This window comes from Glutamicibacter sp. PAEs-4, assembly GCF_051161755.1.
GTDB classification, from domain to species: domain Bacteria; phylum Actinomycetota; class Actinomycetes; order Actinomycetales; family Micrococcaceae; genus Glutamicibacter; species Glutamicibacter nicotianae.
The window spans coordinates 254,815-270,179 of the sequence record NZ_CP195017.1; the positions used below are offsets into that span (position 1 = coordinate 254,815).

The window sequence follows — 15,365 nt, forward strand, 5'->3', positions numbered from 1 at the left end:
ACAGGTGGCCGTTGCGTTTACATGGTGAGAGGCCAGCAGGTCGCGAAATCCCAGGAGAGCCATGCAAGCACCATTCGAGCGGATAGTCCAAGACTATGGACTGAACGTCCTGCGTGTTTGCCGCGCCCTGCTGGATGAGCACCGCGCGCAAGATGCCTGGTCCGAAACCTTCCTCGCCGCGCTCAAGGCGTACCCGCAGCTGCCAGATGATGCCAATGTCCTGGCGTGGCTGGTGCGCATTGCCCGGAACAAGGCCATTGACGAGTTGCGCAAGCATAAGCCGGAGATCCTTAATGACCAGGACATGGATGGTCCCGCGTCCGGGATGAACCGGCCGGATCTGCAGTTGGACAATCTTCAGCTCTGGCACGAGGTGAATCAGCTTCCCGGCAAGCAAAGGCAGGTCGTGGCCTATCGGTACCTGGGCGGGATGAGCTACGCGCAAATTGCCGAAATCCTTTCGGGCAGCGAAGCCGCTGCCCGCAGGGCCGGTGCCGACGGGATCAAGAACCTGCGGGTCCGGCTAGACGACCAGGAACTATGGCGGGAGCAGCCATGAACGAAAAAAATTATCAGCAGCAGGCGACGGCCGCTGAAATGCAAACCCTCGACGCGCTGCAAGGCCAGCTCGCTGAAAAAGCCCGCGCGCTTGAACTTGTCGATGTCGCCTATCGGATGGTCGACAGCCCAGTGGGTTCATTGCTGCTGGCCAGCACCGATGCCGGGCTGGTGCGGGTGGCATTCGAATCCGAGGGCCACGACCGGATACTTGAGCTGCTCTCGGAAAAGCTCAGCCCACGCATCCTGCGCGACAAGTCGAGCCTGGATGGGACCGCCCGGCAACTCGATGAGTACTTCGCGGGCACACGGCACAGTTTCGAGCTCCCGGTGGATCTGCAGCTCTCTACGCAGTTCCGCCGCCAAGTGCAGCTGGAACTGGGGCATATCGATTACGGGCAGACCCTCAGCTACGCCCAGCTGGCGCAGCAGATCGGCAAGCCGAAGGCGGTGCGAGCCGTCGGCTCAGCGTGCGCCACCAACCCGATTCCCATCGTGCTGCCCTGCCACCGGGTGCTGCGCACCGATGGATCATTGGGCGGCTATCTGGGAGGACTGCAAGCCAAGACGGAGCTGCTGAAACTTGAAAACCCGGACTTCGCAGGCAGCGCGGCGACGCTTTTTTAACTGCCCATAGCCGGATTAAGCAAATGCTGGGCTGTTGCTCCCCACTAGGGGAGCAACAGCCCAGCACTATCTGCCAGAAGCTAGCGGCCGGTTAGCGGCTACTGGCCAGCAGTTCGAAGCGATCCGCGTCCATGAGCTTGGCCCATGCAGTAGCGAAGTCCTTGACGAACTTCTCCTTGGCGTCGTCCGAGGCATAAACCTCGGCGAGAGCACGCAGTTCCGAGTTGGAGCCGAAGACCAGGTCCACGCGGCTGCCGGTCCAACGGCCGTCGGTGGTGGTGTAGCTCTGCTCGTCTGCCGACGGGGTCCACTCCAGGCCGAGTTCCAGCAGGTTCGCGAAGAAGTCGTTGGTCAGAGCGCCCGGGGTGTCGGTGAAGACGCCCTTGTTCGAGCCGTCCCAGTTGTTGCCGATGACACGCAGGCCGCCGAGCAGCACGGTCATCTCCGGAGCCGACAGGCCCAGCAGGTTCGCGCGGTCGATCAGCAGGTACTCGCTAGGCAAGTTCAGGAAACCGGAGTCGTAGTTGCGGAAGCCGTCAGCGACTGGCTCCAGCCAGGCGAACTGCTCTACGTCGGTCTGCTCCTGGGTTGCGTCAACGCGACCCGGGGTGAATGGAACCTCGACTTGCTGGCCGGCTGCCAGGGCAGCCTGCTCAACACCGACGTTGCCGGCCAAGACCACAACATCGGCGAAGGATGCCTTGATCTCGGAAGTGGCGTTGAACTGGTCAACGATTTCCTCGAGCTTGGCGATCACTGGCTTCAGCTGCTCCGGCTGGTTCACCGACCAGGAAACCTGTGGCTCCAGGCGGATGCGGCCGCCGTTGGCGCCGCCGCGCTTATCCGAGGAACGGAAGGTCGCTGCGGCCTTCCATGCGGTGGAGATCAGCTGCTGCACCGACAGGTCAGCGCCGTTGATCAGGGACTTCAGCTCGGCGATTTCCTTGGCACCCAGGGTGGCTTCAGGAGCAGCCGGCAGCGGATCCTGCCAGAGCAGGTCCTCGGCTGGAACCTCTGGACCGAAGTAGCGGGACTTCGGGCCCATGTCGCGGTGGGTCAGCTTGAACCAGGCGCGGGCGAAGGCGTCGGCGAACTTGTCCGGGTTCTCCTTGAAGTTCTTGGAGATCGGACCATAAATCGGATCGAAGCGCAGTGCCAGGTCGCTGGTCAGCATGCGCGGTTCGCGCTTCTCCAAGGTGTCGAACGCAGGCTGAACCAGGCCGGCTCCGCCGCCGTTGACCGGGCGCCACTGCTTGGCACCTGCTGGCGACTCGAACAGTTCCCACTCGTAAGCGAACAGGATGTGGAAGAACTCGTTGTCCCAACGGGTTGGGTGGTAGGTCCAGGTCACTTCCAGACCGGAGGACACGGTGTCTGCACCCTTGCCGGTGCCGTGGCCGTTCTTCCAACCCAGGCCCTGCATTTCCAGCGGAGCTGCTTCTGGATCCGGACCGATCTTGTCATCGGCGTGGGCGCCGTGGGTCTTGCCGAAGGTGTGGCCGCCAGCGATCAGCGCTACGGTCTCTTCGTCATTCATGCCCATGCGGCGGAAGGTTTCGCGGATGTCGATGGCCGAAGCCAGCGGATCCGGGTTGCCGTCTGGACCCTCGGGGTTCACGTAGATCAGGCCCATCTGGACTGCAGCCAGAGGGGCTTCCAGGTCGCGCTTGCCGGTGTAGCGCTCGTTGTCCAGCCACACCTTTTCAGGGCCCCAGTAAACGTCGTCGTCAGCTTCCCAGACGTCCTTGCGGCCGCCGGCGAAGCCGAAGGTCTCGAAGCCCATGTCCTCCAGAGCCACGTTGCCGGCCAGCAGGATCAGGTCGGCCCAGGAGATGGCCTGGCCATACTTCTTCTTTACCGGCCACAGCAGGCGGCGAGCCTTATCCAGCGATACGTTGTCTGGCCACGAGTTCAATGGGGCGAAGCGCTGCTGGCCTGCGCCGCCGCCGCCACGCCCATCGTGGGAGCGGTAGGTGCCGGCGGAGTGCCAAGCCATGCGGATGAAGAACGGACCATAGTGTCCGAAGTCTGCTGGCCACCAGTCGTGGGACTGGGTCATGATCTCGGCCAAGTCGGCCTTCAAAGCCTCCATGTCCAGTGCGTTGAACGCCTCGATGTAATCGAAGTCCTCATCCAACGGGTTCGATACCTGCTGGTTCTTAGCAAGGATCTTCAGGTTCAGCTTGTTCGGCCACCATTCGGTATTGGCGTTGCCCTGGGTTGGGTGAACTCGACCCGCGCCAACTACTGGGCACTGACCTGCGGTCGTCTCAGACATGTGCTCTTCCTTCCGGATTTTTTAGGGGATTGTGCGGTTCATGTCCGCCACGCGGGAACGAGTCCTGCGTGATGGCAAATCTAGGGGTTTACTACGACATCTTTCTGCGCATTCGCAGCCTGGCAATCAGGGCAGGTGCCCCAGTAGATCACTTCGGCCTCGTCGATGCTGAAGCCGTGATCGTTGGACGCATGCAGGCACGGGGCGCCGCCGACAGCGCAGTCGACGTCCGCCAGCTTGCCGCACTGGCGGCACACCACATGGTGGTGATTGTCGCCAACGCGGGCTTCGTAGCGGGCGGTATGGCCCTGCGGCTGTATCTGCCGGATGACTCCCAGCTTCGTGAAAAGCTTCAGCGAATCGTAGACAGCTTGGTGCGACACATTGGGGTGCCCTTCGCGAACGGCCGAAATGATGGTTTCGGTATCCGCATGCGGGTGCGCAGCGACAGCGGACAGTACCGCAACGCGGGGTTGTGTAACCCGCATCGATGCCGCCTTCAGCACCTGCTCGATCCCTGCCTTTGATGTCATGTAACCAGCATGCCCGCTTATTTTGAATGAGTCAAGATAAGTTCGAATGTATTACAGGTTACAAGTTGGTGAGTGGCAACAATGCGCCGAAAGAGCTTCTGTGCAGTAAGTATGCCTTTTGAGGCATGCCTTGGCGGAGGGGAATCGAAGCTGAGGTGATTGTTGAATTCCGGATATTCGAGACGAATAAAAGAAGTGGAGAATGGTTCATTCCGATTTCGGAGGTAATTCGGGGCGGGGAAGGATTTAGCGGAAGCGGAAACCGGAAATTCGAGTGAGGCGAGGAAGCTCACACGGATCGCGGCACCAGCGAAAACATCTTGATCCAGTGCGTATCCAACGTTGAAAATGGCGTGAAATCAAGGATCTGATTTGACCCTCGGTGAGATGTCGACAATGCTGGAAAAGGCCCATTTTGGATTTATCGTGTCAATTCCGTGCTAAATCGGGTCACTTCGCAGGAACATTTCGCGGGATATTTGCGCAGAATAGCTGTTTCTTTCAGGCAGTTCTGACGCGAGATTTAGAGACAACGGACCGACACCCGAAAAGCAATTCGCAATCAATCACACTGCATGGCGATCGTTGACTCTAGAAACGATGGCTGGGCAGATTCCGTCTGGAACTTCTCCACGGGATCTCACCAGTGAAGGAAGAACGCAATGAAGCAGACGGATCAATCAATCGTAGACCTCGTCGAGGAACTGCATTCAGTTCGCCACAGGCGACCTAAGAAGTACTCCCTTTCCGGTACGGATTATTGGGTATTCGGAATCGCCGGCGTTATCGCGCTGGCATTCATCATTTGGGGTTTCTCCACCCCGTCGGGGCTGGGCAAGGCCTCCAGCGCAGCCTTGGACTGGGTTATCACCAACACTGGTTGGCTTTTTGTCATCGCCGCCGCATTATTCGCGGTCTTCGCTATTGTCGTAGCAGCGAAGAATTTCGGGCGCATCCCGCTGGGCAAGGACGGTGAATCGCCACAGTTCTCCACGGTTTCGTGGATCTCGATGATGTTTGCCACCGGCATGGGCATCGGACTGGTCTTCTACGGGGTCGGCGAACCGCTGTACTTCTACATGTCGCCTCCTCCGGGAACCGTGGAAGGCTCTACCAACGAGGCACTGAGCACCGCTATGGGCACCACGCTCTTCCACTGGACGCTGTTCCCATGGGCCATGTACGCGATTGTCGGCTTGGGCATGGCCTACGGCAGCTTCCGGCTGGGACGCCCGCAGCTGTTCTCCGCCATGTTCAGCTCGCTCTTCGGCGACCGCGCCATCCACGGCTGGGGCGGCCGCACGATTAACATCCTGGCTATCATCGCCACGCTCTTCGGCTCGGCCTGTTCGCTGGGCCTTGGCGCATTGCAGATTGGCGGCGGCATCCAGGCCACCGGGATGATGGAGAAAGTCGGTTCCGGCGTTCTGGTGGTCATCATCGCGATTTTGACTGCCTTGTTCGTTGCTTCCGCTGTTTCCGGCATTGAGCGCGGCATCCAGTGGCTGTCCAACACCAACATGGTGCTGGCAGTGATCATCGCGTTGATCGTATTCATTGGCGGTCCAACGCTGTTCATCCTTAATGTCATCCCCAACGCCATTGGCTCCTTCATTGGCGACTTGCCGGAGATGGCTTCGCGCACGGCGGCTGGCGATGTTGCAATGTCTGATTGGCTGTCCTCGTGGACCGTCTTCTACTGGGCCTGGTGGATCTCCTGGAGCCCATTCGTCGGCCTGTTCATCGCCCGCATCTCCCGCGGCCGCACGATTCGCCAGTTCGTTACCGGCGTGCTGCTGGTGCCATCGACTGTCACCTTGATCTGGTTCTCGATCTTCGGTGGCGGCGCAATAGGCATTCAGGAACGTGCCGAACGCGCCGGGGAAACCGGGGAAAAGCTGGCCAATATCGTCGATGGCGCCCCAGACATCAACTTCGATCTGATCCTCTTCGACATGCTCGGCCGCCTGCCGCTGGCAGGCTGGGTGGCTACCGTGCTGATGGTCGTCACCGTGCTGCTGATTGCGATCTTCTTCGTGACCGGCGCAGACTCGGCCTCGATCGTGATGGGTGCGCTCAGCGAACGCGGCGCCGAAGAGCCAACCAAGAAGGCGGTGATCTTCTGGGGCGTGGCCACCGGTGCTGTTGCCGCGGTGATGCTGCTGGCTGGCGGTGATCATCCGGCGGAGGCATTGAACGGTCTGAAGAACATCACCATTGTTTCGGCGCTGCCGTTCGTCATCGTGATGCTGCTGCTCTGCGTGGCGTTGTGGAAGGACTTGAGCAACGATCCGCTGGTGCTGGGCGACAAGGTGGCCCGCAAGGTGCTTGAGCATTCCGTGGGCCAGGCGATTGACCGCCATGAGGGCAGCCAGTTCAGCTTGATGACCACCGAAATTCCTTTGGTCAGTGCCGATGGCAAGGAGGCTGAAGTGAAGATCTTCGCCACCGAAGCCACCGAGGCCACCATTGACCCGGTGGAGGACGGCAAGAAAACTGAGGGCGACGGCGAGAGCCCGAAGCCAACTGCCGGGGAGTAATTACCGGCAAAGCAAGTGAAGCTTCTTCCCGATTCCGGGAAGAAGCTTCACTTTATTTAACCTCTGGAGGCTTGGCCTGGCCGATTAGCCGCGAGCGCGGCAGATCGCGTTGATCTCCGGGATGCACGGCTCATTCTGCAGACTTGTCGTATCGCCGAGCGTGGTGCCCTCGAACAACTGGGTGAGCAGGCGGCGCATGATCTTGCCAGAACGCGTCTTGGGCACATCTGGAACCAGGACGATTTCACGCGGCTTGGCAATCGGGCCGATCTGGACCGCGACGGTCTCGCGAAGCTCGGCAATGAATTCGGCCTGCCGGGCAGCGAGATCCGCATCAGGCGACTCGGCGATCAGGGTCTTGTCCAGCGGCACCACGAAGGCGGTAGCAGCGTGTCCGGTCTTGGGATCCGGGGTGGGGCAGACGCCGGCTTCCACCACACCGGGGTTGGTGACCAGCGCCGACTCGATCTCGATGGTGGACAGCCGATGGCCGGAAATGTTGATCACGTCATCGGTGCGGCCCAGGATGTAGATGTCTCCGTCCTCATCGAAGCGGGCACCGTCACCGGCCAGGAACCAGCCTTGCTCGACGTATTGTTCCCAGTAGCTGGTGTAGTAGCGTGCCGGATTGCCCCAAACGGTACGGGCCATCGACGGGCCGGTGCGGGTAATGACAATATTTCCCTGCTCGTTGGCCGGCATGCTGCGGCCATTGGCGTCAACGATGTCCACCGAAATGCCCGGCAGCGGACGTGCGGCGCAACCCGGCTTGAAGTGCTCATCCGTAGGCAATGGGGAAAGCACTGTCGCGCCGGACTCCGACTGCCACCAGGTATCGACCATGGGCAGGCCCGCCGCGGTGTCGCGGCCAATCTGCTGGCGGAACCATTTCCACGCCTCGGGGTTAACCGCTTCGCCCACGGTGCCGCCGATCTTCACCGACGACAGGTCGTATTCTGCCGGGATGCCGTCGGGGAACCAGCCCATCAGCGAGCGGACCAAGGTGGGAGCGGTGTAGTAGCTGGTGACCTTGTAGCGTTCGATGACCTCGAAGTGCCGGCCCGGATGCGGGGCGTTGGGCACGCCCTCGTAGATGACCTGGGTGACGCCGTTAGCCAGTGGACCGTAGATCTCGTAGGTGTGGGCGGTGACCCAGGCCAGGTCAGCGGTGCACCAGTGCACATCGTGCTCGCGCTGGGACTCGTCTGGATTGGCGAACAGCATGTTGTAGCTGGTGGCCGCCTGCGTCAGGTAGCCGCCGGTGGTGTGCACCAGGCCCTTGGGCTGGCCGGTGGTCCCCGAGGTGTACATGATGAACAGCGGCGTCTCGGAGTCGAAGAACTCCGGGGTGTGCTCGGTGGACTGGGTATCAACCACCTCATGCCACCAGACGTCGCGGCCCTCGGTCCACGGGATCTCATCTCCGGTTCGGCGGATCACCAGCACCTTTTCGATTTCGTTCTCGCCGGCAACTGCCGCATCGGCGTTGTCCTTGACCGGGACCGAGGTGCCGCGGCGGAACTGGCCGTCGGTGGTGACCAGCACCTTCGCCTTGGTGTCTTCCACGCGGAACTTCAGCGCTTCGGCAGAGAAGCCGCCGAAGACCAGCGAGTGGATGGCGCCGATGCGGGCGCATGCCAAGGTGATGACGATGGTTTCAATGAGCACCGGCAGGTAGATGACCACGCGGTCGCCCTTCACCACGCCCAGGGATTCCAAGGCATTGGCAGCTTGGGAAACCCGCTCCTGCAGATTCTTGTAGGTGACTGCAACGCGGTCGCCGGGTTCGCCTTCGAAGTACAGCGCAACCTTCTCGCCGCGTCCTGCGGCGACGTGGCGGTCGGCGCAGTTCACTGCCGCGTTCAGCTTGCCGCCGAGATACCAGGAAATTTCCGGGCCGCGCTGCGCCTGGGGGTCAGCCGGAATGATGCGGCTGGTGGTGTGCCACGGGGTGTCCCAATCCAAAAGGTGCGCCGCTTCGTCCCAGAATTCCTGGCGTGCCGCCTCTGATTCAGGTGCTGAGGTTGTTGCCAATTCGGTGGTCATTGCAAACTTTCTTTGGTGGGGGAAGGGATAGCGTTGCCAGCCGGTGCTAGCTAGTCCGGGGCTAGGTCCAGCGTTTGATCGCCCAGCGTTCGGCTATCGATAGCAGGGCATCGGTGATTTTTCCGAAGACGGCCAGCAGCACGATGGTCATGATCAGGCGGTCCAGGCGGCCATTGTTCTGCGAATCGGTGAGCAGGAAGCCCAAGCCCATCGATGCTCCGAGCAGTTCAGCCGCGACCAGGAAGAGCCACGCTTGGGCCAGTGCCAAGCGCAGTCCGGAGAAGATGGAAGGGACTACCGCGGGCAGCTGGACTGTGCGCAGCAGCTTCAGTCCCTTCAAGCCGAAGGAGCGAGCGGCCTCGATCAGGTGGGCATCGACATGGCGCAATGCCAAGGCGACGGTGGTGAAGACCGGGAAGAACGCGCCGATGATCACGAGCGTGACCTTGGAATCTTCGCCCATTTTCATCCAGAGCACCAGCAACGGAACCCAAGCCAGCGAAGGGACGGCGCGCAGGGCGCTGATGCTCAGGCCCAGAAACGCATCTGCCAATTTGGACAGGCCGACGAGGGCGCCCAGCGCCAGGCCGAGCAGGGAACCAAAGGCGAAGCCGAGCAGAACACGCTGGGTGGAAATGCCGATGTGCTTGCCAAGATCGCCATCTTCGAGGAGCTCAAAGGCGGCGGCAACGACCGAGCCTGGAGTCGGCAGCGTCCACGGGGCAACGGTGCCGCTCACCGTGACGAATTGCCAGACAGCCAGGGTGGCCAGCGGCAGGATCAGCGCAAGCAGCCATTTGGGTGCTCGCAGGATCGTTGCGGCGATGCCTGCCTTGTGCTTGGCAGGTGTCGGATTTTCCCGGGTATCAGCTACGTTTGCGGTGCTCATCGCTGTTTACTCTCCGGAGATCTTCGTAGCATCTGCCTTGAGGGCAAACTGGTCGTCAACGAGGGTTGCCAGTGCTTCATCTACGGATTCCTGCTTGGAAACATCGCCGCTGGCCACCAGGGTGGGGCCAATGTTGCTCAGCACTCCGGTGAATTTGGCGTCGGGAACCGCCGGAACGTCCAGATTGGAGCGTTCCTCGATCACGGTCTTGGCAACTTCTGGTTCGAGCCCTGCAACGTCGGCCAGGATCTCAGCGGTTTCCCCAGGGTTCTCGGCAGCCCAGCCGCGAGCCTTCTCATAGGCGTCGACCACGAGCTGGGCCAGTTCGGGGCTCTGCTCGATGAAATCTTCGCGGGCGTTCAGCGCACCGTAGGTGTTGAAGTCCAGGTTCCGGTAAACCAGCTGCGCGCCGTCTTCTTCGGCGGCGGCCATGATTGGATCCAGGCCGCTCCAGGCATCGACCGAACCGTTGACCAGCGCGGTGCGGCCATCGGCATGCTGCAGGTTCTGCAGCTTGATGTCATCTTCGCTCAGTCCCGCGGTGTCCAGAGCCTGGAGCAGGAAGAAGTAGGGATCGGTGCCCTTGGTGGCGGCCACGGTCTTGCCTGCCAGGTCTTCAACGGACTCGATCTTTGAATCCTTGTCCACTACCAGGGCTGCCCATTCCGGCTGGGAGTACAGGGCGACGGTCTTGATTGGTGCACCGTTGGAACGGTTCAGCAGCGCTGCGGAACCGGCGGTGGAACCGACATCAATAGCACCGGCGCGAAGCGCCTCATTGGCCTTGTTGGAACCTGCGGACTGGATCCACTCGACGTCAACGCCCTGTTCCTTGGCGGCCGCATCCAGCCATCCCTTTTCCTTGAGCACCAGGCTCAGCGGGTTGTACGTGGCAAAGTCGATGGACAAGGTCTGATCACCGGAGTCGGCCGTAGCGTTTTCGCCAGCGCAGCCGGTCAGGGCAACTGCGCCCATGAGCAAAGCGGCGGCGGACAGTGCGGTGCGGCGGGAGAAGCGGTTCAAGAGCATGGAGAATCCTAGAATTATGCGTGCAAGCGGATGGACGATAGGGCAAAGAGCAAGGATCGCCGAGGATCCAATGCGTTCCCTGGATTAATGGTTGGTTGGGTCGACGCCGAGCAGGCGCAGCAGGTGCAGGCGATCGGCAACGAACTTCTCGTCCGTGTGTCGGCGTGGTTTCCCGGCGGAGATCGCTAGGTCTTCGATGACACCAGCCGCGCCGTTCCCGGTGCTGCGTCCCAAGACGATAACGCGGTCAGCCAAGGTCAAAGCCTCGTCCACGTCATGGGTCACCATGAGTACCGTGGTGGGGAATGATGCGTGAATTGAGAGCAGCAAATCCTGCATCTTCAGGCGGGTCAGGACATCGAGTGCGCCGAAGGGCTCATCGAGAAGCAATACGCCCGGGCGGCGGGCCAGCGCGCGAGCCAGCGAAACACGCTGGGCCATGCCGCCGGAAATCTCCCGCGGGCGCAGGCTGGCTGCATGGCTCAGCCCGGTCAGCTCGATCAGCTCATCAATCAGCGCGTCGCCAGAGGCCTTCTCGGTTCCTGGGGCCAGACCCAGCGCAATGTTCTCGCGCACCGATCGCCACGGCAGCAGCCGTGGTTCCTGGAAAGCAACGGCGCATAGCTCGTTGATGCCGTTGACCTCGTGGGTGCCTGTGCGGATGTCACCGGTGGAGGGGTGGTCCAACCCGGAGACCGAACGCAGCAGCGTGGATTTTCCGCAGCCGCTGGCTCCTAGGATCGCGAGGACTTGGCCGGCTGGAATGTGCAAGTTGATGTCGGCCAGCACGGTGCGGCTTTCCTTCTTTGTGGAGAAGGTCCGCGACACGTTGCTGAATTGGACGTCCAGTGCGGTTGAGGTGGTTGACGTTGCCTCGGGCGCTGGAATGGTAAGAGCCATATCAATCTCCATCGGTCCTGGCGGTAGCACCGGCCTGCGGAGGTGGAGCTCCGAAGGTGGTTGCTGCGGCGTCAAAGAGCCAGATCTCTCGGCCGCTCGGGATGGTTACCCTTCTATTACAGCGAGTCGAACGATTTGGACGCAAATCTTGCGTAACATGAAAAAATCTTCGACAACTGCGTCACATTGCCCAGAAATTTCGTTATTTATTTTACCTAGGTCCGGTTCGATCGACTGCAAGCCAATCCGTGCAACTCATCTTCGATGGGACGGCGATTAGGCTGTGGGATTTGAGCATAGGCCCTTCCAAATCTGAGGCGAAATATGACTTCGCGGCTTGGAAGCGCCGGATTATTACCGTTACGAATGAATCACGACCCATCCAGAGCGGCTGAGAGATCTGGCTCCACGACGCCGCAGCAACCACCCGAAGAGCGGGACGGTGCTACTGCCAGGACCGATGGAAAGAATTGAGAACCCTTATGCCTATTGGCGAATCACCGAATGCCCCAGGGCTGGACTTCAACCAGCTCAGCGATCCTTCGCAAGCCAGCGCTCTGGAACTGGACGAGTTCGAGGAGCAGCTGCCCACCCGGCAGCTGCTGAAGATCACTCCCGGCCCCGGCGCGGATGAGCAGTACGACCGGCTGGCCGAAATCTTCCGCCCGGTCTTCGCCCAGATCGCCGCGACCGCCAAGGACCGCGACCTGAACCGCGTGCTTCCCTTCGAGCAGGTAGGCCTGCTGAACCGCGAGCGCTTCGGCGCGCTGCGCCTTCCCGTGGCCGACGGTGGCTACGGTGCGCGGCTGGTGGATGTCTTCCGCCTGCTCATCGAGCTCTCCGAGGCCGACTCCCATGTAGGCCAGCTGTGGCGCGCGCATATCGCTTTTGTCGAGAATGTGCTGGCACTGGAAGACGAGGCGCTGCGCAAGAAGTGGGTGGCCCGCATCGCCGCCGGGCAGATTGTCGGCAACGCCTACACCGAGCGCGGCGGCAACGCCCTGGGCACCTTGAATACGAAGGCCAGCTTCGTGGACGGGCGCTGGGTAGTCGACGGCGAGAAGTACTACTGCACCGGCACCATCTTTGCCGACTGGACCACTGTTGCGGTGGCCCACCCTGAGCTTGCCGGACGCCAGATCGCGGTGGTGTCCACTCAGCGCAGCGGCGTCAAGATCCTCGATGACTGGGACGGATTCGGCCAGGGCCTGACCGGAACCGGCACCACCGAATTCCATCAGGTCCCGGTGGACTGCTTCATGCCGCAGCAGCGCAATGACTCCGAAGCGGCGATCTTCCAGCTGGTGCTCATGTCCGTGCAGGCAGGCATCGCCCGCGCCGCGCTGAACGACCTGCGCAGCGCGGTGCAGGCACGCACCCGCATCTTCACCACCGGAACCGGGGTGCCGGTATACCAGGAACCCCAGGTCCTGCAGCTGGTGGGCGAGGTGTCCGCGGAGTCCTTCGCCGCTGACTCGGTGGTGATCGGCGCGGTGCTCGAAGTCGAGGCGGCCCTGGGCGATCCGGGACTGAACGACGAGGAACGCTACGCGGTCTGCGAGCTGGCAGCCAACCGTGCGCAAACCGTGGTGCAGCCGCTGGCCATCGGCGTAACGAGCAAGCTCTTCGACGGGCTGGGGGCCTCGTCCACCAGAAGCGGCTGCAACCTTGACCGGCACTGGCGCAATGCGCGCACCATCGCCACGCACAACCCGGCGATCTACAAGGCGCGCATCGTCGGGGACTACGAGATCAACGGAGTCCAGCCGCAGCGGCTGTCCGTCACCGGCGAAGATTCGACCCAGCGGGCCTGAGCGCCCGCGACGCAAAGCAGATACTTTCCATGAACATCGACCTAATGGGGGCAAAGACATGAGCGAGAACAAGCGCGAGATCCTATTCAACGCATTCGACATGAACTGCGTGGTGCACCAGTCGCCGGGCCTGTGGCGCCACCCGCAGGACAAGGCCGCCGACTACAAGACCCTGGGCTACTGGACCCACCTGGCCAAGGTGCTGGAAGAGGGCAAGTTCGATGGGTTGTTCCTGGCCGATGTGCTGGGCACCTACGACGTGTTCAACGGCAGCAACGAGTCCCCGCTGCGCACCGGCGCCCAGGCCCCGGTGAACGACCCGTTCCTGCTGGTCTCCGCGATGGCGGCGGTCACCGAGAACCTCGGCTTCGGCGTCACCGCCGGCACCGCCTACGAGCACCCGTACCCGTTCGCCCGCCGCCTGGCCACCCTGGACCACCTGACCAACGGCCGCGTCGGCTGGAACGTGGTCACCGGCTACCTGCCCTCGGCCGCGCGCAACATGGGCCAGGAAGACCAGATGGAGCACGACGAGCGCTACAACCACGCCGACGAGTACCTCGAGGTGGTCTACAAGCTGCTCGAGGGCTCCTGGGAAGACGACGCCGTGCAGGCCGACAAGGCCACCGGCATCTACACCGACCCGGCCAAGGTGCACCCGATCGAGCACGAGGGCAAGTACTTCAAGGTGCCGGGCATCGCCATCACCGAGCCGAGCACCCAGCGCACCCCGGTGATTTACCAGGCCGGCGCTTCCAGCCGCGGCATCAAGTTCGCCTCCGAGAATGCCGAGGCCGTGTTCGTCACCAGCCCGACCCGCGAGATGCTCAAGGCCACCGTCACCAAGATTCGCGATGCCGTCGAAGCCGCCGGGCGCGACCGCCACGACGTGAAGATCTTCGCCATGCAGACCATCATCACCGGCGAGGACTCGGCCGCGGCCCAGGCGAAGTTCGAGGACTACAAGTCCTACGCCGACATCGAGGGCGCCCAGGTGCTGATCTCCGGATGGATGGGCGTTGACCTGTCCGAGTACGGCCCGGACGACGTCATCGGAGCCAACGTGAAGTCCAACGCCATCCAGTCCACGGTCGAAACCTTCCAGAAGGCCAGCGGCGACGAGGGCAACCCGTGGACCATCCGCCAGCTGGCCGAGTGGGTCGGCGTGGGCGGCTTCGGCCCGATTACCGTCGGATCCGGCGCCGAGGTCGCCGAGAAGCTCATCGACTGGGTGGACTACACCGACGTGGATGGCTTCAACCTGGCCTACGCAATCACCCCGGGAACCTTCGAGGACGTCGTGAAGTACGTGGTCCCCGAGCTGCAGGCGCGCGGCGCCTACAAGACCGAGTACGCCGAGGGCAGCCTGCGCAACAAGCTGTTCGGCGAGGGCGACCGGGTCAAGGACACCCACCGCGCTGCGCAGTACCGCATCGCCAGCCGCCTGGCCGCCCAGGCCTAGCCACCGCGCCCGGCAGCGGTTCCACAAGACCCCGGCCGGCCCCGGCTTTTCAGCTCGGAGCCGGCCGGGGTCTTGTCGTGCGCGCACCCACCGGCCCTATGCTGGGGCCATGACTGATGACCACACCGGCGCGCTGCCCGCCCCGGACCACGTGGCCGCCGCGACGATGTGGCACGCCTACTGTGCCGCCACCGGGCGGGACCCGTTCGGGCCCTGGGTGGCCGACTACTTCGGGGATCACCCGAGACTGGCCGACGAGCTGCTGGGCCTGGTTCGCGAGGGGACCAAGCGCGCCACCGCCAGCCTGGAAGTCGAGTACGCCCAGTCCGGCGACCCGCTGCCCGAGCCCGGCGGACACTGGATCGCCTGCGATTCGACCGGCGCCCCGGCCCTGATCCTGCGCACCACCGCGGTGCGCCTGGCCGCGTTCGACGAGGTGGACGAGAACTTCGCGTACGCCGAGGGGGAGGACGAGCGCACCCTGGCCGGCTGGCGGCGGGAGCACGGGAAATACTGGCGGCGCACCCAGGCCGCCGCCGGACAGGCCTGGCAGCCGCAGGACACCCACCGGCCCGGGCACCGCGTGGTGCTTGAGCGCTTCGAGGTGGCCTGGCCGCCGGCCTGACGCACACCGGCCTGACGCGCACCGGCCCGCGAGGCTCCCCGCCGGGGTTCCTCGCGGGCCGGTT

At 62.6% G+C, this 15,365-nt stretch carries 12 protein-coding genes and 2 riboswitches; of the genes, 6 read left to right on the plus strand and 6 right to left on the minus strand.

The genetic code is table 11. From position 1 onward, the window contains the following. The first annotated feature begins 61 nt into the window (after positions 1-61). Both ACR9WD_RS01280 and ACR9WD_RS01285 read left to right on the plus strand, forming a co-directional pair. Entirely contained in the window at positions 62-559 is a 498-nt protein-coding gene (locus ACR9WD_RS01280; RefSeq protein ID WP_073707328.1) for an RNA polymerase sigma factor, read from the plus strand. Continuing rightward, complete coding sequence (locus ACR9WD_RS01285) at positions 556-1,185, plus strand: methylated-DNA--[protein]-cysteine S-methyltransferase (RefSeq protein ID WP_254590959.1); 630 nt, start codon at positions 556-558, stop codon at positions 1,183-1,185. The genes ACR9WD_RS01280 and ACR9WD_RS01285 overlap by 4 nt, the downstream gene beginning before the upstream one ends. A 91-nt stretch (positions 1,186-1,276) precedes the next feature. Here the strand turns inward: ACR9WD_RS01285 and katG are convergent, their stop codons facing one another. Beyond that, positions 1,277-3,463 (minus strand): catalase/peroxidase HPI, encoded by a 2,187-nt coding sequence (katG, locus tag ACR9WD_RS01290; protein WP_434922532.1) that lies wholly within the window; start codon positions 3,461-3,463, stop codon positions 1,277-1,279. An 80-nt stretch (positions 3,464-3,543) separates the two neighbouring features. Next, a complete protein-coding gene (locus tag ACR9WD_RS01295) occupies positions 3,544-3,996 on the minus strand; it encodes a Fur family transcriptional regulator (RefSeq protein ID WP_174520621.1) in 453 nt (150 codons plus the stop codon). Positions 3,997-4,658: 662 nt separating this feature from the next. Here ACR9WD_RS01295 and ACR9WD_RS01300 point away from each other — a divergent pair. Continuing rightward, positions 4,659-6,536 carry a BCCT family transporter gene (locus tag ACR9WD_RS01300; RefSeq protein ID WP_233125362.1) on the plus strand — a complete coding sequence of 626 codons (1,878 nt, stop codon included), beginning with the start codon at positions 4,659-4,661 and terminating at the stop codon, positions 6,534-6,536. An 84-nt stretch (positions 6,537-6,620) separates the two neighbouring features. On the opposite strand, the gene acs is transcribed toward ACR9WD_RS01300, so the two are convergent. The 4 genes from acs to ACR9WD_RS01320 all read right to left on the minus strand — a co-directional run bounded on the left by acs (position 6,621) and on the right by ACR9WD_RS01320 (position 11,400). Continuing rightward, positions 6,621-8,582, minus strand: coding sequence for an acetate--CoA ligase (gene acs, locus ACR9WD_RS01305; RefSeq protein ID WP_121865995.1), 1,962 nt, complete (start codon positions 8,580-8,582; stop codon positions 6,621-6,623). Positions 8,583-8,643: 61 nt separating this feature from the next. Next, the gene (locus ACR9WD_RS01310; protein ID WP_141356988.1) at positions 8,644-9,471 is read right to left on the minus strand and encodes an ABC transporter permease; all 828 of its coding nucleotides are present in this window, start codon (positions 9,469-9,471) and stop codon (positions 8,644-8,646) included. Between the two features lie 6 nt (positions 9,472-9,477). Beyond that, complete coding sequence (locus ACR9WD_RS01315; RefSeq protein ID WP_066143637.1) at positions 9,478-10,500, minus strand: aliphatic sulfonate ABC transporter substrate-binding protein; 1,023 nt, start codon at positions 10,498-10,500, stop codon at positions 9,478-9,480. Between the two features lie 84 nt (positions 10,501-10,584). After that, positions 10,585-11,400: an ABC transporter ATP-binding protein gene (locus ACR9WD_RS01320; RefSeq protein WP_434922533.1), complete on the minus strand. Its 816-nt coding sequence runs from the start codon at positions 11,398-11,400 to the stop codon at positions 10,585-10,587. Positions 11,401-11,405: 5 nt separating this feature from the next. Further along, a riboswitch (SAM riboswitch) is annotated at positions 11,406-11,508 on the minus strand. A gap of 267 nt (positions 11,509-11,775) precedes the next feature. Beyond that, positions 11,776-11,867, plus strand: a riboswitch (SAM riboswitch). Between the two features lie 15 nt (positions 11,868-11,882). On the opposite strand from ACR9WD_RS01320, the gene ACR9WD_RS01325 reads away from it, so the two are divergent. From ACR9WD_RS01325 to ACR9WD_RS01335, 3 genes are all read left to right on the plus strand, one after another. Continuing rightward, on the plus strand, positions 11,883-13,214 hold the full coding sequence (locus ACR9WD_RS01325; protein ID WP_128470744.1) for an acyl-CoA dehydrogenase family protein: 1,332 nt from the start codon (positions 11,883-11,885) through the stop codon (positions 13,212-13,214). 58 nt (positions 13,215-13,272) lie between these two features. Then, the gene (locus ACR9WD_RS01330; protein ID WP_434922534.1) at positions 13,273-14,676 is read left to right on the plus strand and encodes an LLM class flavin-dependent oxidoreductase; all 1,404 of its coding nucleotides are present in this window, start codon (positions 13,273-13,275) and stop codon (positions 14,674-14,676) included. A gap of 109 nt (positions 14,677-14,785) precedes the next feature. Beyond that, the gene (locus ACR9WD_RS01335) at positions 14,786-15,301 is read left to right on the plus strand and encodes an ASCH domain-containing protein (protein WP_434922535.1); all 516 of its coding nucleotides are present in this window, start codon (positions 14,786-14,788) and stop codon (positions 15,299-15,301) included. Positions 15,302-15,365: the final 64 nt, after the last annotated feature.

What these genes read in the sequence shown, in the direction of transcription:
- ACR9WD_RS01280 (WP_073707328.1), top strand. Translation starts at nt 62, where the DNA reads ATGCAAGCACCATTCGAGCGGATAGTCCAAGACTATGGACTGAACGTC.
- ACR9WD_RS01285 (WP_254590959.1), top strand. Translation starts at nt 556, where the DNA reads ATGAACGAAAAAAATTATCAGCAGCAGGCGACGGCCGCTGAAATGCAA.
- katG (WP_434922532.1), bottom strand. Translation starts at nt 3,463, where the DNA reads ATGTCTGAGACGACCGCAGGTCAGTGCCCAGTAGTTGGCGCGGGTCGA.
- ACR9WD_RS01295 (WP_174520621.1), bottom strand. Translation starts at nt 3,996, where the DNA reads ATGACATCAAAGGCAGGGATCGAGCAGGTGCTGAAGGCGGCATCGATG.
- ACR9WD_RS01300 (WP_233125362.1), top strand. Translation starts at nt 4,659, where the DNA reads ATGAAGCAGACGGATCAATCAATCGTAGACCTCGTCGAGGAACTGCAT.
- acs (WP_121865995.1), bottom strand. Translation starts at nt 8,582, where the DNA reads ATGACCACCGAATTGGCAACAACCTCAGCACCTGAATCAGAGGCGGCA.
- ACR9WD_RS01310 (WP_141356988.1), bottom strand. Translation starts at nt 9,471, where the DNA reads ATGAGCACCGCAAACGTAGCTGATACCCGGGAAAATCCGACACCTGCC.
- ACR9WD_RS01315 (WP_066143637.1), bottom strand. Translation starts at nt 10,500, where the DNA reads ATGCTCTTGAACCGCTTCTCCCGCCGCACCGCACTGTCCGCCGCCGCT.
- ACR9WD_RS01320 (WP_434922533.1), bottom strand. Translation starts at nt 11,400, where the DNA reads ATGGCTCTTACCATTCCAGCGCCCGAGGCAACGTCAACCACCTCAACC.
- ACR9WD_RS01325 (WP_128470744.1), top strand. Translation starts at nt 11,883, where the DNA reads ATGCCTATTGGCGAATCACCGAATGCCCCAGGGCTGGACTTCAACCAG.
- ACR9WD_RS01330 (WP_434922534.1), top strand. Translation starts at nt 13,273, where the DNA reads ATGAGCGAGAACAAGCGCGAGATCCTATTCAACGCATTCGACATGAAC.
- ACR9WD_RS01335 (WP_434922535.1), top strand. Translation starts at nt 14,786, where the DNA reads ATGACTGATGACCACACCGGCGCGCTGCCCGCCCCGGACCACGTGGCC.